Annotated in this window: 29 protein-coding genes and 1 tRNA gene; 24 read left to right on the top strand and 6 right to left on the bottom strand. The window is 56.4% G+C overall.

What is annotated here, in order from left to right:
- From E6W33_RS11470 to sctW, 4 genes are all read right to left on the bottom strand, one after another.
- Complete coding sequence (locus E6W33_RS11470) at positions 1-384, bottom strand: tetratricopeptide repeat protein (RefSeq protein WP_136417419.1); 384 nt, start codon at positions 382-384, stop codon at positions 1-3.
- A gap of 8 nt (positions 385-392) precedes the next feature.
- Positions 393-809, bottom strand: coding sequence for a hypothetical protein (locus E6W33_RS11465; RefSeq protein ID WP_136417418.1), 417 nt, complete (start codon positions 807-809; stop codon positions 393-395).
- 55 nt (positions 810-864) lie between these two features.
- Positions 865-1,155: a hypothetical protein gene (locus tag E6W33_RS11460; RefSeq protein WP_168798612.1), complete on the bottom strand. Its 291-nt coding sequence runs from the start codon at positions 1,153-1,155 to the stop codon at positions 865-867.
- Positions 1,156-1,217: 62 nt separating this feature from the next.
- Positions 1,218-2,453, bottom strand: coding sequence for a type III secretion system gatekeeper subunit SctW (gene sctW / locus E6W33_RS11455; RefSeq protein ID WP_136417416.1), 1,236 nt, complete (start codon positions 2,451-2,453; stop codon positions 1,218-1,220).
- A gap of 386 nt (positions 2,454-2,839) precedes the next feature.
- Between sctW and E6W33_RS11450 the strand changes: the two genes are divergently transcribed.
- The 16 genes from E6W33_RS11450 (at position 2,840) to sctL (ending at position 14,425) form a co-directional block, all read left to right on the top strand.
- Positions 2,840-3,481 (top strand): hypothetical protein, encoded by a 642-nt coding sequence (locus tag E6W33_RS11450; RefSeq protein WP_136417415.1) that lies wholly within the window; start codon positions 2,840-2,842, stop codon positions 3,479-3,481.
- A 68-nt stretch (positions 3,482-3,549) separates the two neighbouring features.
- Positions 3,550-4,059, top strand: a complete 510-nt coding sequence (locus tag E6W33_RS11445) for a SycD/LcrH family type III secretion system chaperone (RefSeq protein ID WP_211097304.1) — start codon at positions 3,550-3,552, stop codon at positions 4,057-4,059.
- Positions 4,040-5,281 (top strand): type III secretion system translocon subunit SctE, encoded by a 1,242-nt coding sequence (gene sctE, locus E6W33_RS11440; protein WP_136417413.1) that lies wholly within the window; start codon positions 4,040-4,042, stop codon positions 5,279-5,281. The genes E6W33_RS11445 and sctE overlap by 20 nt, the downstream gene beginning before the upstream one ends.
- Before the next feature lie 130 nt (positions 5,282-5,411).
- Entirely contained in the window at positions 5,412-6,269 is an 858-nt protein-coding gene (sctB, locus tag E6W33_RS11435; RefSeq protein ID WP_136417412.1) for a type III secretion system translocon subunit SctB, read from the top strand.
- A 2-nt stretch (positions 6,270-6,271) separates the two neighbouring features.
- Positions 6,272-6,751, top strand: coding sequence for a SycD/LcrH family type III secretion system chaperone (locus E6W33_RS11430; protein ID WP_136417411.1), 480 nt, complete (start codon positions 6,272-6,274; stop codon positions 6,749-6,751).
- A 30-nt stretch (positions 6,752-6,781) separates the two neighbouring features.
- Positions 6,782-7,078 carry a hypothetical protein gene (locus E6W33_RS11425; RefSeq protein ID WP_136417410.1) on the top strand — a complete coding sequence of 99 codons (297 nt, stop codon included), beginning with the start codon at positions 6,782-6,784 and terminating at the stop codon, positions 7,076-7,078.
- Between the two features lie 512 nt (positions 7,079-7,590).
- Entirely contained in the window at positions 7,591-8,181 is a 591-nt protein-coding gene (locus E6W33_RS11420; protein WP_168798611.1) for an RNA polymerase sigma factor, read from the top strand.
- Positions 8,182-8,278: 97 nt separating this feature from the next.
- A complete protein-coding gene (locus E6W33_RS11415; protein WP_136417408.1) occupies positions 8,279-8,497 on the top strand; it encodes a hypothetical protein in 219 nt (72 codons plus the stop codon).
- A 45-nt stretch (positions 8,498-8,542) separates the two neighbouring features.
- A complete protein-coding gene (locus tag E6W33_RS11410; protein ID WP_136417407.1) occupies positions 8,543-8,782 on the top strand; it encodes an EscF/YscF/HrpA family type III secretion system needle major subunit in 240 nt (79 codons plus the stop codon).
- Between the two features lie 178 nt (positions 8,783-8,960).
- Positions 8,961-9,320 carry a CesT family type III secretion system chaperone gene (locus tag E6W33_RS11405; RefSeq protein ID WP_136417406.1) on the top strand — a complete coding sequence of 120 codons (360 nt, stop codon included), beginning with the start codon at positions 8,961-8,963 and terminating at the stop codon, positions 9,318-9,320.
- Positions 9,308-11,170: a type III secretion system outer membrane ring subunit SctC gene (gene sctC, locus E6W33_RS11400; RefSeq protein WP_136417405.1), complete on the top strand. Its 1,863-nt coding sequence runs from the start codon at positions 9,308-9,310 to the stop codon at positions 11,168-11,170. Before E6W33_RS11405 ends, sctC begins: the two co-directional genes overlap by 13 nt.
- 12 nt (positions 11,171-11,182) lie before the next feature.
- Positions 11,183-11,725, top strand: a complete 543-nt coding sequence (locus E6W33_RS11395) for a tetratricopeptide repeat protein (RefSeq protein WP_136417404.1) — start codon at positions 11,183-11,185, stop codon at positions 11,723-11,725.
- 21 nt (positions 11,726-11,746) lie between these two features.
- The gene (locus tag E6W33_RS11390) at positions 11,747-12,226 is read left to right on the top strand and encodes a hypothetical protein (protein ID WP_136417403.1); all 480 of its coding nucleotides are present in this window, start codon (positions 11,747-11,749) and stop codon (positions 12,224-12,226) included.
- A complete protein-coding gene (sctJ, locus tag E6W33_RS11385; RefSeq protein ID WP_136417402.1) occupies positions 12,223-13,083 on the top strand; it encodes a type III secretion inner membrane ring lipoprotein SctJ in 861 nt (286 codons plus the stop codon). The genes E6W33_RS11390 and sctJ overlap by 4 nt, the downstream gene beginning before the upstream one ends.
- A 17-nt stretch (positions 13,084-13,100) precedes the next feature.
- Entirely contained in the window at positions 13,101-13,808 is a 708-nt protein-coding gene (locus tag E6W33_RS11380; protein ID WP_348983158.1) for a SctK family type III secretion system sorting platform protein, read from the top strand.
- Positions 13,769-14,425 carry a type III secretion system stator protein SctL gene (gene sctL / locus E6W33_RS11375; protein WP_136417400.1) on the top strand — a complete coding sequence of 219 codons (657 nt, stop codon included), beginning with the start codon at positions 13,769-13,771 and terminating at the stop codon, positions 14,423-14,425. Before E6W33_RS11380 ends, sctL begins: the two co-directional genes overlap by 40 nt.
- A gap of 160 nt (positions 14,426-14,585) precedes the next feature.
- Here the strand turns inward: sctL and E6W33_RS11370 are convergent, their stop codons facing one another.
- The gene (locus tag E6W33_RS11370) at positions 14,586-15,725 is read right to left on the bottom strand and encodes a hypothetical protein (protein WP_136417399.1); all 1,140 of its coding nucleotides are present in this window, start codon (positions 15,723-15,725) and stop codon (positions 14,586-14,588) included.
- Positions 15,726-16,402: 677 nt separating this feature from the next.
- Here E6W33_RS11370 and E6W33_RS11365 point away from each other — a divergent pair.
- On the top strand, positions 16,403-17,068 hold the full coding sequence (locus E6W33_RS11365; RefSeq protein ID WP_136417398.1) for a response regulator transcription factor: 666 nt from the start codon (positions 16,403-16,405) through the stop codon (positions 17,066-17,068).
- A gap of 376 nt (positions 17,069-17,444) precedes the next feature.
- Positions 17,445-17,537 (top strand) — tRNA-Leu (locus E6W33_RS11360).
- 255 nt (positions 17,538-17,792) lie between these two features.
- Here E6W33_RS11360 and E6W33_RS11355 read toward each other — a convergent pair.
- Complete coding sequence (locus tag E6W33_RS11355) at positions 17,793-18,272, bottom strand: hypothetical protein (protein ID WP_136417397.1); 480 nt, start codon at positions 18,270-18,272, stop codon at positions 17,793-17,795.
- 713 nt (positions 18,273-18,985) lie between these two features.
- On the opposite strand from E6W33_RS11355, the gene gcvH reads away from it, so the two are divergent.
- The 6 genes from gcvH (at position 18,986) to E6W33_RS11325 (ending at position 26,677) form a co-directional block, all read left to right on the top strand.
- Positions 18,986-19,366 (top strand): glycine cleavage system protein GcvH, encoded by a 381-nt coding sequence (gene gcvH / locus E6W33_RS11350; RefSeq protein WP_136417396.1) that lies wholly within the window; start codon positions 18,986-18,988, stop codon positions 19,364-19,366.
- Positions 19,367-19,447: 81 nt separating this feature from the next.
- Complete coding sequence (gene gcvP / locus E6W33_RS11345) at positions 19,448-22,309, top strand: aminomethyl-transferring glycine dehydrogenase (RefSeq protein ID WP_136417395.1); 2,862 nt, start codon at positions 19,448-19,450, stop codon at positions 22,307-22,309.
- Between the two features lie 108 nt (positions 22,310-22,417).
- A complete protein-coding gene (locus E6W33_RS11340) occupies positions 22,418-23,797 on the top strand; it encodes an L-serine ammonia-lyase (RefSeq protein ID WP_136417394.1) in 1,380 nt (459 codons plus the stop codon).
- 71 nt (positions 23,798-23,868) lie between these two features.
- The gene (gene gcvT, locus E6W33_RS11335; protein WP_136417393.1) at positions 23,869-24,993 is read left to right on the top strand and encodes a glycine cleavage system aminomethyltransferase GcvT; all 1,125 of its coding nucleotides are present in this window, start codon (positions 23,869-23,871) and stop codon (positions 24,991-24,993) included.
- Positions 24,994-25,002: 9 nt separating this feature from the next.
- Complete coding sequence (gene lipA / locus E6W33_RS11330; protein WP_136417392.1) at positions 25,003-25,983, top strand: lipoyl synthase; 981 nt, start codon at positions 25,003-25,005, stop codon at positions 25,981-25,983.
- Between the two features lie 235 nt (positions 25,984-26,218).
- Positions 26,219-26,677: a hypothetical protein gene (locus E6W33_RS11325; protein WP_136417391.1), complete on the top strand. Its 459-nt coding sequence runs from the start codon at positions 26,219-26,221 to the stop codon at positions 26,675-26,677.
- The last annotated feature ends 28 nt before the right edge of the window (positions 26,678-26,705 follow it).

The raw sequence follows: 26,705 nt of genomic DNA, 5'->3' as shown, positions 1-26,705 counted from the left end.
CTATGGCCTTTTCATAATGGTTGGGGTGCCAACCGGCTTGATCGGCATAGAGCGGAGTGCTGCCTGCTTGTGCAGCATGCTGTAACGCGCGAATTCGGTACGCGCATCCTGGGTCTTTCCGGTTTGTGCCAACGCTCGGCCACGCAGGAAATGCGCGATCGAATGACGCGCAACATGGAGAGCACTCAGTGTCTTGAGCGCCTCGACCGGTCTGTCATTGCACAAGAACGCATAAGCGAGGGCCAGTCGAATTTCGTTGTTGACAGGTTCTATTGCTGACAACAATTCCAGCAAAGGCTCCGCGCGATCGGCCTTGCCTTGACGCAGATACTGATGGGACAGTATCTGAAGCGCCTCGATGCACTGTGGGCTCAAAGTTTTCATAAGGTTCCCTAAGCTTGCAGCAAAGCGTTGCGGAATGACGCGAGTAACTTGCGCAAGCCGATTTCTTCCTGCAATACGGTTTGCGCGCGGGCAGCCAACTGAAGAGCTGTGGTTTCTTCGTCGTGATGTCGATGGGCCAGTGCTTCCAGTGCATGTTCCAGGGTCGCGTTAAAGCGCTCCGGCCGCAACAGCATGCGATTCAATACCTGCGGTTGAACTGCTGTCAGCACGATGTCTTCGATATTGGCGCGGCCCAGCAGCCGGTCGATTTGCGACGCAATGACGACTTCTGCCGGCTGCAGCAAATTGATGTCCGGCAGCCTGAAGTCATGCTCCGGGCCGGGCAGCATGCCTTCCACGCCTCGCTCGGAGAAAATGCTCTCCGGATCGGTTCCGAGACTATTCTTGACGGGAGACAGAACCATTCACGTTTTCCTTGCAATGTCGAGTGCAATCAGCCAACGACGATGAAATAGATTCTTATGATCTGAGGCAGATTTCGAGGAATCGCATCAGAGACAGCATCGCTGCCTCCAGTACTGTCGTATTCGGTGGGCTGCGCCCCAGAGTCGTGCTGAGCACCAGCGCATCCCGGTGTACGCCCAGAGCAATCGCCGGGGCAGGTCGCTTGCGCAGACTGATATTGCGCAGGCCTTGCTCGGCTGCTTCGAAGAGTGTCCATGGACACGGCGCAAACAGGCTCATGATGTGCTCTTCATCCACTGTTTTATCCAATGTCAGCCAGCGCCCATTGTCCAGATCGAACGTCATGCTTTCCGTACCATACGGTACCCAGCTCAGCGGGTTACCTGACGAGGACATGGCTCCAGTATTCATTGCACCTCCGCCAGAAGTAAACTATCGATCAACTGCTGTACTGCCGCGATGCTCTGCAGCCTTTGCTCGTCACCGGAAAATATCTTCGTCGGCAGGCTGCGCAGAATATCGAGGACGCCATTCAAAAATAAAATCTGGGCTTTCGGTTCATCGTCATCCAATTCGGCCCGGCTATCTTCATCCGGCTGTTCTTCGTTCTGTTCCTCTGCATTCGATTGCTGCGATCCGTTCTTTGACCCTCTAGCGGCATCATTCGATTTTTCATCGATTATGTCTAGCCCATACTTTCGTATTAGTTGGAGGACGTAGTGACTCTCGATCCATTGCTCCGCAGTGAATTTCACCAGGTCCGTCATGAGCACAGCGGGCTTCAGGTCCAGCACTGGATAGGCCCGCTTCAGCCATTCCACAATGGTGCGGCAGCGTTGCAGGACAGCGACGGCTGTCGACAGTTGATACAGGTCCTGAAGAATGGCGTGCAGGCGCTCCGGCTCGGACGATGGCCTGATCGATGCGAGGTCGGAGCCAAGGGCCTTGCGTAACAGATCGACGCCACGTTCAAGCTCGTCGCCGAAGCGTTCGAGCACCAGGGCAAGCGTGGCAGAGAACGTGGCTTGCCCCAATACCGCGTCCCGATAAGTGGCACGAAACACGTCTGCCACGGCCGGCTCAGTGCTGAAGGCCGTGGCTTCTGCAGCGGTATTGATATCGGCGCTGATCGTGGGTGCGTGCAGCTCGTTCAGTCTGTCGATGGCGTCGCGCAAAGCTTCGACGACGTCCGGACTGCTTCCGTTGGCGCGTGCCATGTGATAGGCATGCCCAAGCGCCAGGTATTGCCGGGTTGGATCGCGGCTGAAGTTGCGCACGGCCGCGAGCAGGGACAGGCGTTGGCCGGCAATGTCGATCAGTCGCGCCGCGAAGCTTGCGGCGTCCTCGGCGTTGGAGTTCTTGCCCAGGGTCTGCAGCAATTCTTCTATCTTGGCTGCCCGCTCGATGACATCCGAGTGTGGATGGGACAGTTCGAACTCGTCCAGCTTCTTGTCTTCAGCACGTTCTTGGTGCGCGAATCCAAGCTCTTCTACCGCGTCGGTCAGATTGAACTTTTGGCCGGCAATACCGGTGCTCTGTGCCGAAAGACCATCGTAGTGCGATGGCGCGGATTGAGCGTCGTCAGCGAGTCCTACCCGGACGGTGCTGAAGGTCGGTATGCCGTTTATGTTAGCAGCGGACATGGCATTGCCTGGTTGACTGATAGGCGCTTGGTGGAAGAAAAATGAATAGAGTTCGGTCGGCTGGCATTAACAACAGTTAACAATTGGCGGCTTTCGGACCTTGCGAGACTCCAAGGCCGATCTTCCTTGGCTGGTCGCTCCCGAATGTCCAGGCGGCGCGGGCACTGCTCAAAAAAGAGGCGCGGCGCCCCGTGATGGATGGAACCTAATTTATAAAACTTCCACTACAGGCTTTGTAAAACGGGCGGCAAGAAACAGGTTCGCCGGTTCGGTTTCGAAAATGTTGTCTTGATTGCAGCCTCACTCAAGGGCGGCACAAGAGGGATGAGGATCTAAATACTTGGGGTGTTTTGCGCAGAGGCGCAGGAAAAGCGGAGGAGTAAATCATGGCTAATGATATTGGCATCACCATGGGATCGCAATTTGTTCAAGTCGACGGCGTTGAACTCCAGTCGACGCTGAATGTGGAGCAGTGGATGCTGTTGGTCCAGCAGGAACGCGTGGGCGAACTGGATAACGTAGTCACGCAGCAGGCCGAGCAAATCCATAAGCGCAATCAAGCTATCGCCAACCTGAATACCGCACTCAGTGCAGTCACGGCGATTCAAGCCAAATTTGCGAGCGATGCCAAACCGGGTGACAAGGTCAGAGATGCAGTAGGAGGCGAAGGCCCCTGGAGCGCAGGTGATTACCAGCTGGAGACGGACGTCAATGAAGCATTGACGGCTGCTGGCGTAGACAATCTGTTCAATACCCCTATGGGACAGCGAGATACAAATGAGGGGGGAAGTGCCAACCATATTAATTGGCAAGGGCACGGCATGTGTGGCGACCGGACCAAAGGCGACGTCGACGGTGCCATCAGCAAGCTCAAGAGCACGATCGACGCTCTCAGCAATCTGCAACAGATGGATACGCTGCGTCTGCAAAGCGTGATGAATAAACGCAACGAGGGCTTCGACATCATGTCCAACTTCATCAAGAAGTACTCGGACGTGCTGGACTCCATTATTCGTAACCTGGCGTAGCACGACGATTACGCGATGCGGAAAGGAAGCAAGTCCTCGGAAAAACAGGGAAGGTCGATATGCAAAGCATGCAATTTCCGGTCGAAAAACTCGCCGAGCAAGTGCTCGAGCTGTTCAACAAGGGCGGCACCTTGGGCGATGTGTACGGCTACACCGAGACGGATTACGAAGTGGTGTACACGCTTGGCTCGAATTTGTACAAGCAGGGACGTTATTCGGATGCCATGAAAGCGTTCGGTTTCCTGGTCATCCATAACCAGTGGGAGCGGCGCTATGTCAGCGCCTTTGCCGCCACCCTGCATATGTTGAAGCATTATGAGGACGCGATTCAGTATTACTCGCTTGCTTCGGTCATGGATATGCGTGATCCGGTACCGACCTTTCATACTGCGGAATGCATGATCCCGCTAGGGCGTTTGGACGATGCGAAAGAGGCCTTGGGATTCGTGATTCTGCAGTCTCGCGATGAGCGTTATGCAAGCTTGAAGGCGCGTGCGCAGGCGATGCTCGATTCACTGGTCGCCAACGGGCGCAGATCGAAAGACAGAGAGGGAGATCATGACGCAAACAGTAAGTAACAGTTCCGCCACCACGCCGTATATAAGCAATGTCTCGGCGCTTATTGGCGCCGGTCAGTCCGGCGACGAGGGTGGAGTTGATTCGACGGCACTGCTGGACGAGCTGGTCGTGTTGACAAAGAGAGTTGATCTGGACAAGGGCACGGGTTCGTCGGCGGATGCGCCGGAACTGGATTTGCCGACACTTGGTTTTACGACGGATGACATGGCCATCCTGTTAACCGCCTTGCGATCGAAGACCTTCGAGGAGCAGATCAAGACCGGCAAGGACGGGCTGGAAATCGACCGCAAGAAAACGGAAGACATCAACGATCGCGCAATGAAGAAGATCCAGGAGTGGATCGATAAAAGCAAGGATGCCCTCGAGAAGGACAAGGCGGGCGGCATTTTTGGCTGGCTCACCAAGATCTTCTCCTTTATCGCCGCCGCGATTTGCACTGCGCTTGCCGCGGTCGCTACAGCGGTAACGGGTGGCGCTGCCGCGCCATTGCTGGCGGTTTCCGTCATTCTTCTTGCCGGGACGACGCTGTCTCTGGCGAGTGCGATCAGCCAGGAATGCGGCGGGCCGGCGCTGGAGCCGTCTGCGTGGTTATCCGACCTCATGACAAAAATGCTTGTCAGTTTCGGCATGGATGAGGAGAAGGCTAAATCTCTCGGGAAGATCCTCGCTACCGTGGCGGCCACTGTCGTCACGGGCGGCACTGCTCTTGCCGTCGATTCGCAACTGATGGGGAATCTGGCAGGTGGTATCGCCGAACTATCTGGCGCCTCGAAGGACACCGCGATGTGGCTGAACATGGCTTTTACGATCGCCATGTCTCTTGCCTTGATGGTGGTCGCGACCGTCATGACAGGTGGTGCTGCGGTGACGCAGGCAGTGGACAAGCTCAGCAAATTTGCGGCAATGGCGATGAAGGTCGGCAGGGCGATGCAAGCAGGATCGGGCATTGCCGCGGGTACGACCCAAGTGGGCCACGGCGCCATGCAAATCCAGGCTGCCGAGGCTCAGCACTTGGCGGATAAGGCCATGGCGAATAAAAAGGAGCTGGAGGCATTGCTGCTCAAACTGCAGAAGCTGATGGAAGAGGGGCGTGAGGACTTGAAGAAGATCATGCAAGCGGTCGAGGAAATGATGAGTAACTGTATCCGCATGCTCACGACGAATAGCGAGACGCACTTGCAGCTGATCGACAACATCGGTTCGACAGGCTCTACCGTGTAATGCATCTGCAAATGAATAGAGTGGTTCAAAGGGCGGGGCGGGAAATCTCTCCACGGGAAAAATGTGGCAAGGGCCTCGGTGGCCGCAAGGAATTTCTCACCTGCCTCACGTTTGAATAACGGAGGAAAACATGGTTAGCAGCGTTACAAACACTCAGAATATTCTTTATCTCAATGGCATCGGTGAGCCGGGCATGCCTGCGTCACAAAGCGGGCAATCCGATCAGACACCGCCTCCACCCTCGTCGGCCGCCGAGTTTGATTTGGCACCGCCGAATTCCACGGGGGGACTCTCGCAGGCGCATCTCCTGGAGCTGGGTTTGGTTTTCGAGCATTCGCAGACGGATATCGAAGACGTCATGAAGCTGCTCTACGAATTTGCGAGCAAGACGCGCCAGGCCCAGAAGGCCATACGCCATAGCGAGCTTCGGGCCCAGGTTGAGGTGTTGCTGAGCGCCGCGCAAAAATTGAAGGATGCGGCGGAAGAGAGCTTCAAGGCCGCTATCATCAACGGCGCGATGGGAATAGCCGCCGGCGCCCTCGGGATCGCGTGCAATGCGTACGGACTAAGGTCGTCGATGAAGAGCATTGCGGCTGATAAAAAGGTGGCTGGCCTGGAGAAGGGGCTGGCGACCACCCCCCCCAAGGACGCTGCCGAGATGGACGCGATCAGCAAGCAAATCTCGCAGCTCAATGAGCTATCGAAACGGAAGGCCGCACACGGCATGGTATGGCCGGGAATGGGCATGGGCGTGAGCCAGATGGTCAGCTCCATAGGTGATGTCGCTGCTGCGCCACTCAAGCGGGAAGCCGACATGGACACGGCTGATTCCAAAAAGCTCGATGCCTTGGCAACAACGCATCAGGCACTGTCGGAACACGCGGCCGAGTGGGTGCGCGAGATGCAGGATCTCATGCAGGACCTTCTGCAAAAAATGCAGGCCCTCATCCAGCTCCAGCATGACACTAACAGCAAGATTGCGAGCTGATCATGAGCGATCCAAAGGCGGCGGGAACCGATGAGTCATCCACGGCTGCGCTGATTGAACAGCTGCGCGCCTTGCCGTCGGCGCAGCGATTGAGTCTGGAAACGCTTGAATCGGTGTACGGGCTGGCATTCAACCACTACTCGCAGGGGCAGTACGAGGCGGCTCTTCGCTATTTTGGATTTCTGACGGTGTACCGCCCCACGGAGCCGCGTTTTCTCAATGGACTGGCGCTCAGCCATCAGCGCCTCGGCAATTACGAGGCGGCGATCCAGGCGTACTCGATGGCGGCGGTAGTCGACCCGTTGGCGCCGCAACACATGATGGGCGTGGCAGATTGCCAGCTACTCGCCGGCCAGTTTGGCGCAGCGCTGGGGTCGCTGGAAACCGTCATTCATTATTGCAGGGACGTCGGCGGCTTCAATACGTTGATGCAACGTGCTGAAGACTTGAAGGCGTATATAAACAAGCATGCTTGTGCATAAAATTTTCAAGCGCAGAAAAAGGAGATCACTATGTCAAACTTTCATGATCCCAAGGTCGCGGACATCGTGAAACAAGCAGAGCGGATGGTTGGCAAGGCGCGGCAGCACCGTGGTTCGATCGATGATCTGTATCGTCAATACGGACTGGACCCGGACAAGGTGCGTGCCGTCCTCGAAGTCCGCGGGGGAACTGGGCAGCGTGAAAAAGCGCGGGCCTTGGTCAAGGCGGATCTTCAGGAGATAGAGCAGGAGCTGGCTGAGGAAAAAGCGCGCAGGGCAGGAACGCAGTCGAAGCTTAGAGTGAAACGCCCGCGCGACATGATTTGAATAGCGCCTGTCAGAATATTCCTTCTTCAAAACGGCCCGGCTGAAATTTTGAGCACATCGCACCCTGTGCTTTCTTGAACTGGTTCCGGCAGTACCAAGTGCCGGGACCAGGTTCATTTCTTCGCCACGCACCCCATCTCAAACCGTCAGACGGCGCCTCCTGTAAAGCGGCGAGGCATGTCATTCAACTGCATTCAAAACGCATTGTCATCCTTGCGTCATGCGCCTGCAACGCATTTCAGCATACACAGCAAGCCTTTCTTTTCTCGCAGCAAACGATGTGCCATTTCAAGGCGCAACCAGCGTGCCGTGCGTGGAGGCGAAAGCAGCTCATGTTCATTAGCAGGCACTAATAGTTAGTGCATCGGAAAACAGCATCTCCGATGATTGCATCACGGGTCGTTTGAATGAGATTGAATGGCCTGAACTGAATACGATCGGTGATCCTGCCCAGGCGGGATGATCCGAAACTCGGGCTGATGCATGCCTGCTTCAATTTTCCGGGATTGCAGATGGACACGATAGAACAACAAATATTAAGTCAGTCTGATCATGAAGAAAATTTGTTCGCGCTTACCGAGCTGGTGCGCGAGCGCAGGGCACACCTGCTCCGCTTCATATTGCGGAGAGTGCGTGATCCGGCTGAGGCGGAAGACATCATGCAGCAAGCGTTTTTCGAGGCGGTGAAAGGAATCCGCCAGTTTCGCGAAGATTCCAAGATCAGCACCTGGCTATACGGAATCGCTTCGAAACTCGTAACAAATTATTTGTGCAAATCGCCGCGCGCCATCTATCGCTGGGTGGACGAAAGCGTGCTGGAACTGGACGCGAGCTACGCTTGCGATCCGCACGGCGCGGTGGCACTGCGAGATCTTCTGGGGCGCCTGCAACATCATCTTGGCATGCTGCCGGAGGAGATGCGTGAGACGATTTTTCTGGTTGCAGTGGAGGAGATGTCCTATGCCGAAGCCGCGGCCTGTTTGCACATTCCGGTTGGCACAGTGCGGAGCAGGATATCCCGCATTCGAGCCTATCTGGAGGAGCGTCTGGTAGAAGAGGGGGCCGGTTACACGAGCGTCACGAGAAATTGCACGACGCCTTAGCGCAGATGACGAAGCCGCTTCCATCCGCACCGAGATTTATGCAAGGGGCCGGCGGAGGTTGATATGTCGGACATGCTTTGTCAATAGGAGACGTCAGATGCAATCACTAACGCAGACGCAACACACCGCAGATTTTTCAAACGGTGGCATGTCGCAGGATGAGTCTCGCCGGTTACTGAATGTGTTGAGGAGGGGACGATACGCACTGGAGGCGAAACTCAGGAGCGGATGTTCCGGAAATGAATTCAGCCAGTTGATGCAGTTGCTGGCTGCTGTAGAAGCTGCGGAAGAGTTTGTCGAATCAACCGTCTTCTGAACGTTTGCAAGCAAGTGGTTTTTCATTCATGACAGGAGTCTTACCATGCCGAACACACAATTCTCCGGAACCGCGGTTTACAGCCAAATGTCGGGCACCTTGGATGCGGCCAACACTAGAATGCAAGACATACTGACTTCTCTTTCCGGTACCACCGAACTCAGCCCGCAAGAGCTGCTGCGAATGCAAACCGAGCTGGCGACCTTGCAAAACGTAACGTCCCTTGTCGCAAGCTTGATCAAGGAAGCCAACGATATGATCAAGGACATCTTGCAGAAAATGTAAATGCATCTTTTTTGAGCAAATGCGTGACGGGCTGCCGGCGTAAGGCTGCGCCAGCAGGCGGCGCGATTCGATCACTGGATTTCCTTATGTGGGACGGGACGGTTTTGTGGATACCTTGCTATTGCCAAAAAATTTCCGGCTACTGCTTGAGAGGCTGGGCGTCTCTGTGAGGGAGTGCATGCGCACCGATGGCCGTTACTCATTATCTTATGACGGTGGCCGACTCGACGTCTATCCGCTTGCAGGCGGACGCCTGGTACTCGAAACCATGCTGATCGAATTGCCGGCCGAAACATCTCTCCGCCGCACCCTGCTGGAATCGGCATTGCGTTATTCCACTTCGCAAATGAAGAAACACCAGGATACCTTGGCACAAACGTCGGCGGCCGATGCCTTGGTCCTGCAGTGCGAACTTGATCCCGTCGCGTCCCTCTTCGATATGGAAACATCGGTGTCGCAGTTCCTGAACGCTGCCGAGCGCTGGCGGCGGGCCCTGCGTCCGGCGCCGAAAAGCGAAAGCGTGTCATGGCAACGATAGACATCCGGATTTGCCTCTTGCGGGCAATGGCAGCGATCGCCAAGGTGTTTCCAGCAGGCGCAATGTCGCTTCACCGTTTTCTGTTGCTTGCCTTGCCGTTGATTGCATTGGCTTCGTATCCGCTAACCGCGCATGCCGCGCCACTGGCACGCGACACCGGAGCGTATGCGTACTACGCGACCAATACGCCGGTCGCCAAAGTGCTCTCAGATTTTTGCGCGAATTTTGGCATTCGGCTGAAATTGGGGCGCGATATTTCCGACAAGTTGAGTGGACGTTTGAATGCGCCGACGCCGTCGGAATTTCTCAATCAGGTGACATCGACGCTAGGCCTGACCTGGTTTTACTACAACGGGACGCTGTATGTGAGCCGCGCAGCAGAATGGCAAACCCGCACGGTGGCGGTACCAAAAGCCGCGGTACCCAACCTGAAGCAGGCGATGATCGATCTGGGCGTATTCGACGCGAAGTTCGGGTGGGCGACGATGACCGAGCCCGGCCTGGTTTTCCTGTCGGGGCCGCGCGAGTATATCGATCTGGTAGATACGACCGTGCAATCGCTCCGGGTCACGCCGGGTGGCAAGCAAATCGCCTTGTTTCGCCTGAAGCATGCAAATGCAACAGATCGTACGGTAGACGTACGCGGGACGAAGATCGTCATTCCGGGCGTTGTGACCATACTGCGAAGCCTGGCAGGCAGCGGGCAGCCGTCGGGAGCGCCGAAGACGCGCACGAGTGGGGGTGCAAACGGGATGCCTCCGAGTGAAGGCGGCTCGGCCGATGGGGCGAACGGCACGCCGATGATGAACATCAGCGAAGATGCAAGACACGCCGTCGCGGACCGGGTGATAGGTGGCGAGCTGAACAGCGGTGCAAGCATCGAAACAGATACGCGGCTGAATGCCTTGATCATCAAGGATTCACCCGAGGCCTTGGCAATGTACCAGAAGCTCATCGAAGCGATCGACGTCCCCGTCGCCTTGGTGGAAATCGAGGCGATGACGGTGGATATCAGCAAAACGCGCCTCAATGAACTGGGCATCGACTGGACGATTGCCGGCAACCACAAGCTGAGCGCTACTCTGGGTAACAATGAAGTGGTGCCCGCCGCAGGCGCGTTATCGCTCGGCTACAACACCAATGCGGTCACCCTGGTCGGCGACCAGGCAGCAGCCCTGATTGCCAAGATAAAGCTCCTGGAAACAAAGGGCGATGCGAAGGTCGTCGGCAAACCTTTTGTTCTTACCACCGATAACCTGATTGCCGTAATCGACCTGAGCCAGACCTTCTATGTGCCGGTGCAAGGCGAGCGCGTGGCGACCCTTACCCCCGTTACCACGGGTGTCATGCTGAAAGTGGCGCCCCATGTGATTTCCCGTGGGAAGGCACCGGCTGAAATTCGGCTGGTGGTCGATATTCAGGACGGCGCGCTGGTCAATAGAACCGGCCTGAGTCTGCCGCTCGTCCAGCAAAGCAGCATCAGCACCGAGGCCACCATCCTGGAGAGTCAGAGCTTGTTGATTGGCGGTTACGACAGGACAGCCGATTCAAACAGCACTGCCGGCGTACCCGGATTGTCGAATCTCCCGGTCATAGGCGGATTGTTCCGCAACAATATCGTCCAGAGTGACGACACCAAGCGCTTGTTCTTGATTACCCCGCGCATTGTGAATATCGGCGACAGCGCGCCGGAAAAAATGGACGGCGGGATAGAAAACAAGTCGTCGTTGCGGCGTGATAGTCAGGCCTCGTCAACGCCATTGTCGCCAGCGGTGATGACGACCAACGCGCCGTCGGAAGTATCCGGAAAAGAAACCGCATTGCTCGGCAGCAGAACCGTATACGAATGAGGAGATGCAGGCATGACGATATTGATGAATGGCCAGGCCGGCAGCACTGATGTGTGTGGCGTCGAGGAGGGACAGCGCGCCTCAACGACATTTGCCGTGGAGAGGCCCGGAGGCGTGGCACCGGAAGGACTATTGCCCAGGGAACTGGCGAAGGCATTGGCCGAAGTTGGCTTTCGTACGATGGCTACTTCACATCGTGCAAAGTCGGAATTGATATTCACAAGCTTGCAGCGCTTTCTGCCGGATGCCGAGTTGCCGGTGATAGGCCTGGCATTGTTCGCCATGAGCAGTGACGATCCGCACAAAGCGGTGACCCTGCTGGAAAACGCACTGGAGAAAATGCCGGACAGTCTGGAGATGAAGGCATTGCTCGGCCGCGCTTTCTTACGCGCCGGCCGTCTTGATCAATGTTCGCTCGTACTTGAACAGTTGGCTTGCTGTGATGCGCAGTCATCGGTCGGACGCTACGCTCGGGCACTGCGTAATGATTTGTTATACCAATCCGGCCCTGCTGCAGTCCATTGCATGCAAGTGCTTAAAGACTCACGAATGTAGACCTGCATTGAAGGAGACAACATGGATCCAATGACGACTCTAGGCGGGACCGCCGCAGTCTCGCCGGCATTAGCGCCGAGTGCACTGAACGCGCCGGTTCGGCGTGAGGTGAGTACAGGTGACGCGCAAGGATTTTCCAGCATGATGGCGGATATGCCGCGGATGGAAAAAACCATGGCGACATCGCCATTTCAGGTGGCAGCGCCGGACGGAAGCGCGGCGCAACCCGTCAACGCACTCTATACAAGCGATATGCGCTCGCCGGGGCTGGGCGACAGAATCCTGATAGGACTGCAAAAAATCGATGAAAGTGTCACCGGCAGGATGCAGGAAGTCCATCAGAGGCTTGAGAAACTTGAATCTCAAAAAACAGAATTCTCCATGCTCGAAAGTGTGAAATTGATGGTGAATATGACGTCGATGATGACCGAAGTCGAGTTCTTTTCCGGCGGGGTCAAGAAGCTCGATTCCGCAGTTGACAGTTTGTTGCATACATCATGAAAGGCGATCGGGTCCTTCGTCATATCTGGTGCCGGCTGGCGTCCCTGATGCAACGTATTTATGCACGTTGCGTACCGGCGATGATCATGTGCGTCGCGCTGATGTTGACGGCCTGTGGAAACCACGTGGAGCTGTTCGGCGGCTTGCTGGAGAGCGAATCCAATGAAGTGCTGGGCGCGCTTCTCAATGCGGGGATAGAGGCACACAAGACGAGCAACAAGGCCGGTGTGAGCATCAGTGTCGAGCAATCAGCAGTCGTGCGCGCGATTGAAGTGTTGCAACAGCAGGGCTTGCCGCACGCGCGGCGGGTGACGATGGGAGACGTATTCAAGAAAGAAAACCTGATCTCATCTCCGTTGGAGGAGCGCGCGCGTTACCTGTATGCCTTGTCCCAGGAGCTGGAACTTACGCTCTCGCGCATTGATGGCGTGATCGCCTCTCGTGTTCACATCGTCCTGCCGGAACGCAGCGGAGTGGGGGAGCCGGTCGTTCCTTCTTCTGCAGCCGTGTTTCTCAAATATCGGCCGGGGTATGGCGTCGAGAATGTGGTGTCGCAGGTTCGTTCTCTTACGACGAACAGTATACCGGGCCTGGCACCGGACAAGGTGGCGGTGGTATTGGTGGGGGCCGCAATCACGCAGAACGACGCTCAGACCCCGCATCTCGACGATGTATTGTTCTTGCGTGTCGAGAAAGGTTCAGTTGCCTCGGTATGGTTGATGTTCGCCAGTTTTACGATTGCATTCCTGTTGGCGTTGGGGATGGCGATCTATCTGGCGGCACGTGATCCCCACTACGGGAAAATCAAATTCATCGCTGGATTGAAGAAGGCCCTGCGTATTTCCTCGGCAAATTGAAACATACGCCTCTGCGCATGAAAGGGATTGCATCGATGTCCATCATCTCTCTGTGGCAGCTTGGCGGGCGCCGCGCAGTCGATTTGGCACTGCGTCCCAGCGTAACTCTGGACGAGAATTGGAAGAAAAAAATTCTACCGCCGCTGCTTCAGACAAAAGAAGTGAGCATGCGTGCACACCGATTCCTGTCGCGCTATGTCGCGTCGCAACGTGCGCTTGTCGCAGTCCCTTCGGATGCGGGGACGGATCGTCTGGTGTGGGCTATCGTGCTGCTGAAGCCATGTCGCCTGGAGTCGTTCCTGCTGCACATCGGAGCCCTCTTTGCCGCGCAAGAGGTAAGGCAAGTCATCGATAAAAGGGAAGTTGATGCATACAAGCAGGTGCTTGGCGATGCACTGTACTGGTTCATGCTGCAACGTGCACCCTTGTTGGGCGCGGTCGCCCTTGGTCCGTCACAGCGTCATGGACCGGAGCGCATCATGACTGCCATACGCGGCGCCGGCCATGCCGCCTTGTCGCAATTATGCGAGCAGCATCAATCCGGGCTGTGGGAACGGGTGCAACTGATGCTGCCGGATATACAGCCTGATCCGGCGCAGGCAGGGGCCAGCGCGTATTCAACCATCATCGAAGCGCCAACATTGCGGCGCATGGCAATGAAGACATTGCGTGAACTGGAGACCACATGGGCAAGCAGATTCTTGACGGACAACCGGTTCGTCTAGCCAGGCAAGGAAAGCTCATCCGGCGCGAAGAGATTGGGCTTTGGAAAACCGGGCAGCAATGCCTTGAGCTGGCGCAGGCGGATGCCCGCGCCATCATCGCCACGGCACGGGAACATGCAGTGCGAGAGGAAGCGCGCGGCTACGCGGAAGGGAGCCGGCAAGCGCAGGAGAAGCAGACCCGGATCACGCTCGACATGATCGCGCGGCGCGACGCTTATCTCGCCGAGGTGGAAGTTGAATTGGTTGCTGTTGTGGTGAACGCGATGCGCAAGATCTTTTCAGAATTCGATGATGCAGAGCGCGCCAGAATTGTCGTTTCCAAGGCGCTCCACACCTTGCGTAATCAAACCCAGGGAACGATTCGTGTACACCCGGAGCAATATGAGGCCGTGCGCCGATCGGCGGATACCCTTGCGAACGTCTGCCCCAATCTGCGCAGCCTGGTGGTAGAGAGCGACCCGAGAGTCGCGGCGGGATGCTGCGTTCTGTCGAGCGATATCGGTATGGTGGAGACTGATATTGATACCCAGATCAATGCGATTGAGGCGTCCCTTGCCCGGGCGGCCGCGGCAAAGGCAGGCAGCGAGATCAAACGGGGAGACTTTCCGGAGACTTGATGTGTGGCGGGCAGGAAGTGAGCTTCCGGACAGCGTCAGCCTGCCTTGCAGCTTTCGTTATCGAACAAATCATGAAATCTGATCGGCAGTGCCGGATGCGCGGCGAGCAATTCGGCGAGGACTGCCGTCCCGGGCCTGCCGATCTTGTTGCAGTTCATATTCAAATGTGAAGCTTGCAATGTGAATGTTTCAGCGCGCTGGCAAGAAATTTTGTCCCGATCTCACCGATATTATTGGCCTTCAAATCAAGGTGGGTCAGATGACAAGCCGGATGTCGCAGCGCGGCAGCAAGGGCAATCGCACCGGCGTCAGAAATATCGTTCACGCCCACATCCAGGTGAGTCAACTTGCAGTTCGGACCTTTCAGGGCTGCGGCAAGCGCGATGGCGCCAGTATCGCCAATGTGGTTGACGAACATGTTGAGACTGGTTAGCTTGCAAGCCGGATGTGTCAGCGCATTGGTGAGAGCGATTGCTCCAGCTCCGCCGATGGCATTGCCGCTCAGGCCCAAATGTGTCAGCCTGCAATATGGATGTTGTAATGCTGCTGCGAGAGCTGTCGCGCCGGCGTCATCAATGAGGTTGCGGCTCACATCCAGGTGAACCAGCTTGCAGCGCGAGTCTTGCAGTGCACCGGAAAGAAGAATTGCGCCGGCCTCGCCGATGCCTCTTCCCCTCGCATCGAGGCCGATCTTCAAGTCTTTACGCCCTTGTTGCGTCATGGCCTGGATCGTTGCCATCAGCGTGGAAATCGGGATCGTGGCACCCTTCGCAATTAAGTGCACATGTTGCAAAGGCGTGGCCGGACGGCTTGCCGCCTCGATCAGCTCGGTCAGGACAATGCGGCTTTTTTCTGCTGTGAGCGAATAGAAAGCGACCTCGATCGACAGGGCTCGCGCGAACAACTTGGCGATGCGTTGCTGGAACAACTGGTCGTCAAGGCGTGCATGGCGGGCAATCGCCTCTTCGGTTACCACCGGCAGTCTTGTACTCCGGCGTCGACGCAAGAATGTTTGCGACACCGTCTGAAATGCCGTCGCGAAATTGAAGCGGTGTGGCGACATGCGCGCAGATTCAATGATTGCCTGATGAATGCGTGCAGGCGAACTCGTTCCGTCTTCGATTGTTTCGGATGGCATGAGGTTGTCGAAGAGTTTTTCTGCGAGCTCGGTTGGCAACAAGGCCAGGCTGCTTTGATGCATGATGGCTGGTGAAGAGCGGTCTGTGGGCGTCGCGCTTGGATCTGGTAATTCCGCAAGCGCTGGAGCGTCGCTTGCCTCGGCCGATTTGTACACGCCCATATTTATTTTTTTCCTCGAATTGATAACGACCGATCGCTTTCGCGCATTGGCGAAGCTTTGTTTGAAGCTGAATGGCACATCCAGGAGTTTGTCGGCGAATCGGTGCTCAAGTCGACAAAGATTAGTGTTCGTTAATGATTCGAGCGAACGCGAAGAGCAAGGTGGCAGCCTTCCAAATTTCTACGCTAGATACGGAAAGTTGAAATCCATTTTTTCAGGCAATGAGGGCCTGCCACCGATTGTTCCGATTGTGTGAAGGCACGGTAGACATCATAGGCTCTGGCGTAGAAACCCGCGGTAGTGGCGCTACGTCGAGGCAGTGCTTTGCAATTGAGGTATCCGGATGGTGGTGCCGAGCTTGATTGACCTGGAGTCCATTTCATCAGGGGGCGCCCGCAGCTTGCAGACGCCTCCCGCCAAAATGGGCTCTTACGCAGCGCGCGTCGAGAGCATCCTAGATTTTATGAAACCCGGCAAAGACCGCGCGACCGAATGATTGATCGGTGATCGTTTTCCCGCGCGTGATGCTGACTTGCGAGATGTGCTTGCCGCACCGCCACAATTAAATGCAATACAGAAACATTAATCAGAGCTAAACAAATTCCGGCTTCATTCGTTTGAAATGCCCTAATATCACGTGCAGGATCGGTGATTGGTCCGCAATTCTGGCAAACAGGATGGAACACTTTCTGCAAAACAAGATCATGGCAAAAGACGCGCTTATTGTTGAGGATCATCCTCTCTATCGGGGGGCGCTCATGCATCTCGTGCGGCCCATCGTTGGTGATGACAAGGTCGCGGAGGCGAGTTCCGCTGAAGAAGGTCTGAGCATCGCCGGCAGCATCCGGGATTTGGGTCTGATACTGCTTGATTCCGGCCTGCCCGGATTGAATGGGGTGGAAGCGGTGACGGCGTTTCGGCGCAAATGTCCGTCTGCGATGATCATCGTGGTCTCCGCTTCGGAGGACCGCCGTGAAGCCAATGCGGCATTGCAGGCGGGGGCCAAGGCATTTATTTCCAAGGCAGTCTCGACGGAAACGATCGCGAAAATTGTGCAGCGGGCGTTGGCCGGCGATTTGCTGGAGCCGGAGTGGATCACCATGAGCGGTGACCACGCGGTTGGCGAAGAACCTCTGTTGATGCTGACTCCGAGGCAGCGCGAAATTCTTGTTTTTCTTTCGCAGGGTCTCTCCAACAAGGAAATCGGCTTGCGTTTGAAGCTTGCTGAAATTACCGTCAAACTTCATGTGTCGGCGATTTTCCGTGCATTGGATGTCGTCAATCGCACCCAGGCAGTATTAGTCGCGCGCCGCTTCGGCCTTCACTCGCCAAACGAGGAGTAGTCCTTTCCTGGCGACGGCTGCGAGCAGCAGTGGTTTCAGGAAGCAACGCAGGCCTCCATCGCTGTATCGCGGAAAAGATGAGAGTCCGCGTGCAATGTCCAGAATGAATTGGAGCGGATATGCTAAACTTCCGCTCCTAAATCGATGCGCGTTTTGGATAAAAAACCTATCCAGATTTGCAACTTCGATGGGCTTTTTGACTGTTTAAACTGCAATCTTGTGGTGATCAGTGTGGTGAGCTTATAAATCGTTGATTTATAAGAAGTGGCGGACTGCAAAGCAGTCGACACCGGTCGGTTCCGATCCTCGCCTCCAGTTTTCAGAAAAGCGCCGCGTGCGCTTTTTTTGTTTGTGCGGTAGATTAGTGCCGCACTGTGCCCGAGTGGTGAAATTGGTAGACACAGCGGACTTAAAATCCGCCGCTTACCCGAGAGGGGGCGTACCGGTTCGATTCCGGTCTCGGGCACCAAGGCGCCTTCAATGAGATTCCTCGCTGAAAAGAAGCCACCGAACAGGGCAGGTCACCGGCTGCATTTTCGGTGAATGCGCTGCGCATCATCCGCGGTTTTTCATTCCATCTGCCCGATCATCGGTCCCAATCCTCGCAATATTGCTGCCGCCTATTTTCTGCGCGTTATTCGCGTGTATGGCGGACCTCAAGCGATCGGGCTCTTTGCGTTCCCCGCAAACCCGTCTGCCGTGAACGGGCAAGAAGACGTTGCTCTCAAACCTTGAAAAAACGGCGTTCGCGCCTTGAACCGGAGTCTCGAATTTTTTCCGATTTAAGGAGTGCCTGCAGGGCAGGTGTGAGGCGTTGGCGCAACTTTTGTACCTGGGCTGGAGAAGGGGTGAATCCAAGAGAGTCAACCGCCGACTTCAAGATCTCGGGCGCCGTTTGCGGTTGATCCGTGATGAGATCCATCCAATATTCGCTGGGCGTGGACGGCAGGTCCATGCCACTGGTAGCGATCTCCTTGACGGCACCTTTCGTGCGTCCGCGCTTAGCTCGACTTCCTTCGGATTGCTGCTGTTTTTGCCGCTTTCCACGTTGGATGGCTGGAGCGCTCTCCGACGCAATAATGCTGTCGAGTTGAAAAAGCGTCTGCTCCAAAACGTCGATTCGCGATTGGTAATACGCCAGCCCCTTTTTTGCGTGGGCGATTTCGGCTTCAATGGCGGATTTTGCGGATTCCAGCTTCGACATAGGATGATCGTTCGCGATTTGTCAGGACCGGATGTCGGTCGAAGGTGTATTGGGGAATGTATTACGTGTACATCATTGTCTAAATGTATGGCAGTTACTTTGACAATTCACAACGGCGCCAATCATGTTGTGCCCTTGACGGCACAGCCGTCTGAACTCGTCCGTGGATTTGATGTACGGCTGCTGTCGGACTCGTCGGTTTGCATGGCCTTGCCATGGTATTGGCGGGTTCTGAAAGCGTTGCTGAAGCGCCGTGTCGCTCGAAGGGCGGACAGACATTTCTCCGGAACACAGGCCAAGTGTCTCGGTCTGACTGTCGAGTGTCTAAACTTGCGGCTGTTTTCCTGCGACGGACGTTTTTTGCGGATCTGTGAAGCGAGAATTTAGCTGTTTTCATCGATGAAATATAAATGGCAAGATTTTTCAAAATTAAACGAAAATAAGAAAAAGGATTTTGCATTTAAATGTTTTTGTGTGGCTATTGAACACATTAAAAACTTGGAACCCTCTAAAATTTCGCCGAACGAACATAGAGGCTTTTTCTTCACTTCGGCACTGCGGGCAGGAGGAAGAAGGCGCCTCCGGCGCCCCAGAAGTCATATCCGGTCAAACGATCAGAAAAGCATGATCGGTGTCCGCTTTATAGGTGCGGCACGATCCCACAAATTTTAGCCAAACGGCAGTTCGATTAATAACCTTCAGGAGATAAGAAAATGAGCAAAACCGTATTTACCCAGGAACACGAATGGCTGCGTGTAGAAGGCGATGGCTCCGTAACGGTAGGCATCACCGACTACGCACAGGACCATCTCGGCGATCTGGTGTACGTCCAACTGCCGGAAGTCAACAAGGAATACGCAAAGGGCGAAGAAGCGGCGGTGATCGAGTCCGTCAAGACCGCGGGTGAAATTCTGATGCCGGCAACAGGCGTCATCACGGAAGTCAACAGCGCGCTGGCCGATGAACCGGGCAAGGTCAACGAAGATCCGATGGGCGCCGGCTGGTTCTACAAATTCAAGGCGAATCAGCCTGCAGATCTGGATGGCTTCCTTGATGAGGCCGGTTACAAGGCATATATCGACACGCTCGGCTGAAGCAGAACGACCCACCATCCAGGACAGCATTTGGGGCCATCGCGCCATATTCACATTAATCAAGTTTTTTGAGAGGTAACCATGATTCAGAAACGGGCTGCGTTCGAGGATTTGCAGCAGCGCACCGACTTCATCGACAGGCATATCGGCCCCGGAGAGGCAGACCGGAAGGCGATGCTGGCTGAGCTCGGATTCGAATCCATGGAGTCCTTTATCAAAAAGGTTGTACCGAATGCGATTCTGACGAACGAGGAGTTGAAGCTTGAAGGCTCGCGAACCGAGCCTGAAGTGCTGGACGAACTGCACAAGATCGCATCCAAAAACCAGGTGTTCAAGTCGTACATCGGCATGGGCTACTACAACACCCACACGCCGACCGTCATTCTGCGCAACCTGCTAGAGAACCCCGCCTGGTATACCGCGTACACGCCATATCAGCCTGAAATCTCGCAGGGACGCCTGGAAGCCTTGTTGAACTTCCAGACCATGATCTCGGACCTGACCGGCATGGAAATCGCCAATGCGTCGCTGCTCGATGAGGCTACTGCCGCTGCCGAGGCAATGACGTTCTGCCAGCGGGTTTCGAAGAGCAAGAGCAAGGTCTTTTTTGTTTCGAAGGACTGCCTCCCGCAAACGATTGACGTCGTTCGCACCCGCGCGGAACCGATTGGTGTCGAAGTAGTGGTTGGCGACCATCGTAGCGATCTCGAACACCAGGATTGTTTTGGCGTGCTGCTGCAGTATCCGGCGCTGGACGGCGAGATTAATGACTACGCTGACACGATCGCAAAGGCGCACGCGAAGAACGCGCTGGTCGTCGTTGCAGCCGACCTGCTGGCGTTGACGGTCTTGACGCCGCCGGGCGAATTCGGCGCTGACGTTGCGATCGGATCCGCACAGCGCTTCGGTGTTCCGCTCGGATACGGCGGCCCGCATGCGGCCTATTTCGCCACGCGCGATGCAAACAAGCGCCTGATGGCCGGACGCGTGGTCGGTGTGTCGATCGACAGCCACGGGAACAAGGCGTACCGCCTGGCGCTGCAGACGCGCGAACAGCACATCCGCCGCGAGAAGGCGACCAGCAATGTCTGTACGGCGCAGGTCCTGCTTGCGAATATCGCCAGCATGTACGCGGTCTACCATGGCCCGAAGGGATTGAAGACCATTGCACAACGCGTCCATCGTTTGACGGCAGCGTTTGCCGAAGGCTTGCGCAGAATGGATTTCGACGTGCGCACGCCGTCGTTCTTTGACACCATCACAGTACGCACGGGTAGCCGCACCGAGGAGATTCATGCATCGGCGCGCAAACACTCGATCAATCTGCGTGCCGTCGACGGCGAAACCGTCGGCGTGTCTCTGGACGAGACAACGACGCGCGAGGATGTGGAAACCTTGTGGGCCGTTTTCAGCGGCAACAAGGCGATTCCGTCGTTCACTGCCTGTGAAGCTGACGCTGCCGATCGCATTCCGGAGTCGCTGATTCGCACCAGTGCTTATCTGACCCACCCGGTATTCAATACGCATCATTCCGAAACCCAGATGCTGCGCTATCTCCGCGCACTGGCGGACAAGGATCTGGCGCTCGACCGCACCATGATTCCGCTCGGTTCCTGCACGATGAAACTGAATGCGACGACCGAGATGATTCCGATCACATGGAAGGAATTCGGCAACATCCATCCGTTCGCGCCCCTCGACCAGGCGCAGGGCTATCAGCAACTGATCACGGAACTGGAGCAGATGCTGGTCGCATGCACCGGATACGATGCGGTTTCCCTGCAACCGAATGCCGGTTCGCAAGGCGAGTATGCCGGTTTGCTGGCGATTCGCGGATATCACAAGAGCCGTGGCGAAGGACATCGCAACGTCTGCCTGATCCCGAGTTCGGCGCACGGTACCAACCCGGCTACCGCGCATATGGCGGGCATGCAGGTCGTCGTGGTGCAGTGTGACGAACGCGGCAACGTGGACGTTGCCGATCTCAAGGCCAAGGCCGACGCGCACGCGACCGACCTGGCTGCAATGATGATTACCTATCCTTCGACACATGGTGTGTTTGAAGAGGCGGTACGTGAAATTTGCGACATCGTGCATTCGCATGGCGGGCAGGTCTATATCGACGGCGCGAATATGAATGCCATGGTCGGCTTGTGCGCACCGGGCAAGTTCGGCGGTGATGTGTCGCATTTGAACCTGCACAAGACCTTCTGCATTCCGCACGGCGGTGGCGGACCGGGCGTCGGTCCGATCGGCGTGAAGTCGCATCTGGCGCCTTTCCTGCCGGGGCATCGCGTGCTTGAGAATCACTCCGGGCCGGTTTGTGCCGCGCCGTGGGGCAGCGCCAGCATCCTTCCGATCAGCTGGACCTATATCAAGCTGATGGGGCGCCAGGGTTTGAAGGAAGCGAGTGAGTTTGCGATCCTCAATGCCAATTACATTGCAAAGCGTCTTGCGCCGCATTTCCCGATCCTGTACGCAGGCGAGGGCGGTCTCGTGGCGCATGAATGCATCGTCGACTTGCGTCCCGTGAAGGATACCGGCGTGACGGTCGATGACGTGGCGAAGCGTCTGATGGACTTCGGCTTCCACGCACCCACCATGTCCTTTCCGGTTCCCGGCACCTTGATGATCGAGCCGACCGAGAGCGAAGCAAAGGATGAGCTGGATCGCTTCTGCGACGCGATGATTGCGATTCGAGAGGAGATTCGCGCCATCGAAAATAGCAGCATCACCTCCGAAGACAGCCCGCTGCGCCATGCGCCGCATACGGCAATGGATATCGCCGGCGACTGGAATCGCAAATATTCACGCGAACAGGCTGTATTCCCTGTGAGCTCCTTGCGAGGCAACAAGTATTGGCCTCCGGTCGGCCGGGTCGATAATGTTTATGGCGATCGCAATCTGGTCTGTGCCTGCCCGCCGGTCTCGGATTACGAATAAGGCTTGATGTTGCCGCGCCGCTGTCTACAGGCAGCAGTGCGGCATTTCTCCATCCAGGCAACGTTACGGTGGCTTCATTGATGGGGATTGAAATGGCAGACAGAAATTATGGCCATCAGTGTTTTTGAGTTGTTCAAGATCGGCATCGGGCCGTCGAGTTCACATACCGTCGGACCGATGCGTGCGGCATTGTTGTTTGCCAATGGACTGAATGAATCGGGAAAGCTCGCGCAAACGGAAGCGATCAAGTCCGAGCTGTACGGTTCTCTCGGTGCAACCGGGAAGGGGCACGGCAGCGACAAGGCGGTGCTGCTCGGTTTGCAGGGGGAGGCACCGGATCAGGTCGATACCGATTCGGTGGAATCAAAGCTGGCGCAGATTCGCAATTCAGGGCGCCTCAAGCTGCTTGGCGAAAAGGATATTCCGTTCGTTGAGAGTGAGCATCTGTTGCTCCACAAGCGCCAGTCATTGCCCTATCATCCAAACGGCATGCGCTTCACTGCATACGATGCGAGCGGCGTGGAGCTCGAGAGCAAGGTTTACTACTCTGTCGGTGGCGGTTTCGTCGTGAATGAAGAAGCAGCTGGCGCGGGACGCATCGTTCCGGATACGACGGTGCTGCGATTCCAGTTCAAGAGTGCGGAACAGTTGCTCGGCCTGTGCGAAAAAAACAATTTCTCCATCAGCCAGTTGATGCTGGAAAACGAGAAGGCATGGCGCTCGGAAGAAGAGACGCGCCGAGGGCTTTTGAGGATCTGGCAGGTGATGCAGGAATGTGTCAGGCGCGGATGTGAAAAGGAAGGCACGCTGCCCGGTGGCCTCAAAGTGCGCCGCCGGGCCGCTGAACTGTTCCGCAATCTGTCGAGTCAGCCGGAGGTGAGCCTGCGTGATCCCTTGACGACGATGGATTGGGTCAACCTGTATGCGCTTGCGGTGAACGAAGAGAACGCGGCGGGAGGACGTGTCGTGACGGCACCAACCAATGGCGCTGCCGGAATCATTCCGGCGGTCCTCCATTACTACCATCGTTTCATTGGTGGGGCGAGCGATGATGGCGTGATCCGCTTTTTGCTGACGGCCGCCGCGATCGGCATTCTGTACAAGGAAAATGCGTCGATCTCCGGCGCCGAGGTCGGTTGCCAGGGGGAGGTCGGCGTCGCATGTTCAATGGCGGCCGGTGCGCTTGCCGAAGTGATGGGCGGCTCGCCGGGACAAGTGGAAAACGCTGCCGAGATAGGCATGGAACACAACCTTGGCCTGACCTGCGACCCGATCGGCGGGCTGGTGCAAGTGCCGTGCATCGAGCGCAATGCAATGGGCTCGATCAAGGCGATCAATGCGGCGCGCATGGCTTTGCGCGGAAACGGTCATCACTTTGTGTCGCTCGACAAGGTGATCAAGACCATGCGCGAGACCGGCGCCGACATGAAGATTAAATACAAGGAGACTGCGCGCGGAGGGCTCGCGGTCAATGTGATCGAATGCTGAACACCAGTTTCCGCTGAAACAGGTGATGGCACATCGATCGTTTTGCATTCAATAACAAGGAACGGACTTCTATGGATACCACCTCGCAAACCCTGGCGCGCACTCCGCTGTATAACCTGCATGTTGAACTTGGCGCCCGCATGGTGCCTTTCGCCGGTTATGAAATGCCGGTGCAGTATCCGACTGGTGTGCTCAAGGAACACAACCATACACGCACGCAAGCCGGCTTGTTTGACGTGTCGCATATGGGGCAGGTGAGGCTCTCTGGTGCCGGGGCGGCGGTTGCGCTTGAGTCGCTGGTGCCGGTCGATGTGGTTGACCTTCCCTTGCACTTCCAGCGTTATGCGATGTTCACCAATGAACAGGGCGGCATCCTGGACGACCTGATGGTATCCAACGGCGACGACCATTTGTTCCTGGTAGTGAACGCCGCCTGCAAGCAGCAGGACGTCGCGCATCTGAAAAAACATCTCGCCCGCCGCTGCGAAGTCGAAGAACTTGCCGATCGTGCGCTGCTTGCCCTGCAAGGGCCGGCAGCCGGTGCGGTGATGGCGCGTCTCGCTCCTGAAACGGCAAAGATGATTTTCATGAATACCGCCAAGGTGACACTGGTTGGCGCAGAATGCTTTATCAGCCGTTCCGGCTATACCGGCGAAGACGGATTCGAGATTTCGGTTCCAGGAGACAAAGCCGAAGAGCTGGCTCGCCTGTTGCTGGCGCAGCCGGAAGTGGCACCCATCGGATTGGGCGCGCGCGATTCACTGCGCCTGGAAGCCGGACTCTGTTTGTACGGACACGACATGGACGTCAACACCACACCGGTCGAAGCCAGCCTCGGCTGGGCCTTGTCCAAGGCCCGTCGTGCCGATGGCGCTCGTCCGGGCGGTTATCCGGGAGCGGACATCATCATGCGCCAGCTTGCGGAAGGCGTGGCGCGCAAACGTGTCGGGCTTCTGGTCAAGGATCGCATGCCGGTGCGCGAAGGTGCGGAACTGGTCGATACCGATGGCAGGGCAATCGGCAAAGTGACCAGTGGCGGCTTCGGCCCGACGGTTGCCGTGCCTGTGGCAATGGGTTACGTGGCGACGGAACTGGCAAAACCGGGAACGGCGTTGCAAGCGATCGTGCGCGGCAAGCCGGTGCCTGTCGAAGTCGTGAAGACGCCGTTCACTCCGCAACGCTACTATCGCGGCTAAGAGGTTCTCATGAGTGACACGAAACCCGTCCCGCATCCGGTCAAGACGGGCGAAAAACTGCGCGGTGCCGAGAAGATGGCGCGCATTCCGATCAAGATCGTGCCGACAGAGCCGTCGCAATTTTTGCGCAAGCCAAAATGGATCCGGGCCGAGTTCACCGGCACGCGCGAAGTACAGCGTCTGAAGGCGGTGCTGCGCGAGAACAAGTTGCACACGGTCTGCGAGGAAGCAAACTGTCCGAACCTCGGCGAATGCTTCAAGCACGGAACGGCAACGTTCATGATCATGGGCGACATCTGTACGCGCCGCTGCCCGTTTTGCGACGTCGGTCATGGCCGGCCCAATCCGCTTGATCCGGACGAACCGAAGAACATGGCGACGACGATCCGGGCAATGGGCCTGAAGTATGTCGTCATCACCTCGGTTGATCGCGATGACCTGCGCGATGGCGGGGCGGGGCATTTCGTTTCCTGTATCGAGGAAACGCGTCGGCTGAATCCGGGAATCACGATTGAAATCCTGACGCCCGATTTTCGCGGACGCGTCGATACGGCGCTCAAGATCCTCGAGCAAGCTCCGCCGGATGTTTTCAATCACAATCTGGAAACCGTGCCGCGACTTTACCGGCAAGCCCGGCCTGGCGCCGACTATGACGGCTCCCTCGATTTGCTGCAACGCTTCAAGGAGTTGCATCCGAAGGTGCCAACCAAATCCGGCCTGATGCTCGGCTTGGGCGAGACCCTGGAAGAGGTCGAGGCTGTCATGCACGACATGAGGCAACACGGCATCGAGATGCTCACGCTGGGACAGTATCTGCAGCCAAGCGCGCATCATTTGCCCGTGCAGCGCTATGTGCCGCCCCAGGAATTCGATGCCTTGCGTGAGCGGGGCGAGAAAATGGGATTCACACACGTGGCATCCGGCCCGATGGTGCGTTCTTCTTACCATGCGGACTTGCAGGCAAAGGGCGTACTTCCTTCTCCCGACTGAGCGCGTGCGGCTCTAACGGCGCCTCGCGTATTTTGCTCACTTTGCCATCTCAGTTGGAAAAACAAGCGGAATCAAAGGCTTACTGGTTAATTCACAGAGTTATCAACAGACTTGCCAACAGTTGCTGTGATTAACTTTTGCGTTTCCTCAAGTCCGGGGAGTTCCTTGCGGTAACGCAAACCGGGCGGCATTCGATCCCCTTATGATGGTCTCGGTCCCTTAAGCCTCCCAGGAAGTGTTTGCCCGTGCAGCGCGAGCTGACGGGCATTTTTTTTGCGCCGAAAAAGTATCTTCCCTCAGCCGAACATTTACTCGCGGCACGATTGAGAATTCTCAAGCATTTGAATTCGAAAATCCTACACACTTGCATCTCAGCAAATTCCCTTCATCAACTTGCTTGTTCTATGTCATGAAAAAGAAGCTTGAGACTGACGCAGTCATTGAGAACTTGATCGTTGCGACACTAGGCGAAAATACAAGCGCCCGCCAATATCACATTTATCGGGAAAATCTTCGAGCGTTGGTCCGACTGGCAAAGTCCGAGCAAGTCGTCGAAATCAAAACCAACGTGCAGAAGCTGGCTGGCGCAATCGAAGCACATTCTGCTCGCAGGCGTGCAAAGGCAATTCTCCTCGCACAGCGCTTGCCGAGTATTCTGGAGCAGGCGCAACAGCAGTTTGAATTCAAGCAGTGAAGTCGCATCAGGCGCGTCGTTCATGGCG

Source organism: Herbaspirillum sp. ST 5-3 (assembly GCF_004804275.1).
GTDB lineage: Bacteria > Pseudomonadota > Gammaproteobacteria > Burkholderiales > Burkholderiaceae_D > Noviherbaspirillum.
The sequence above is the reverse complement of the archived record's forward strand: the minus strand, read 5'-3'. Positions and strand labels throughout refer to the sequence as shown.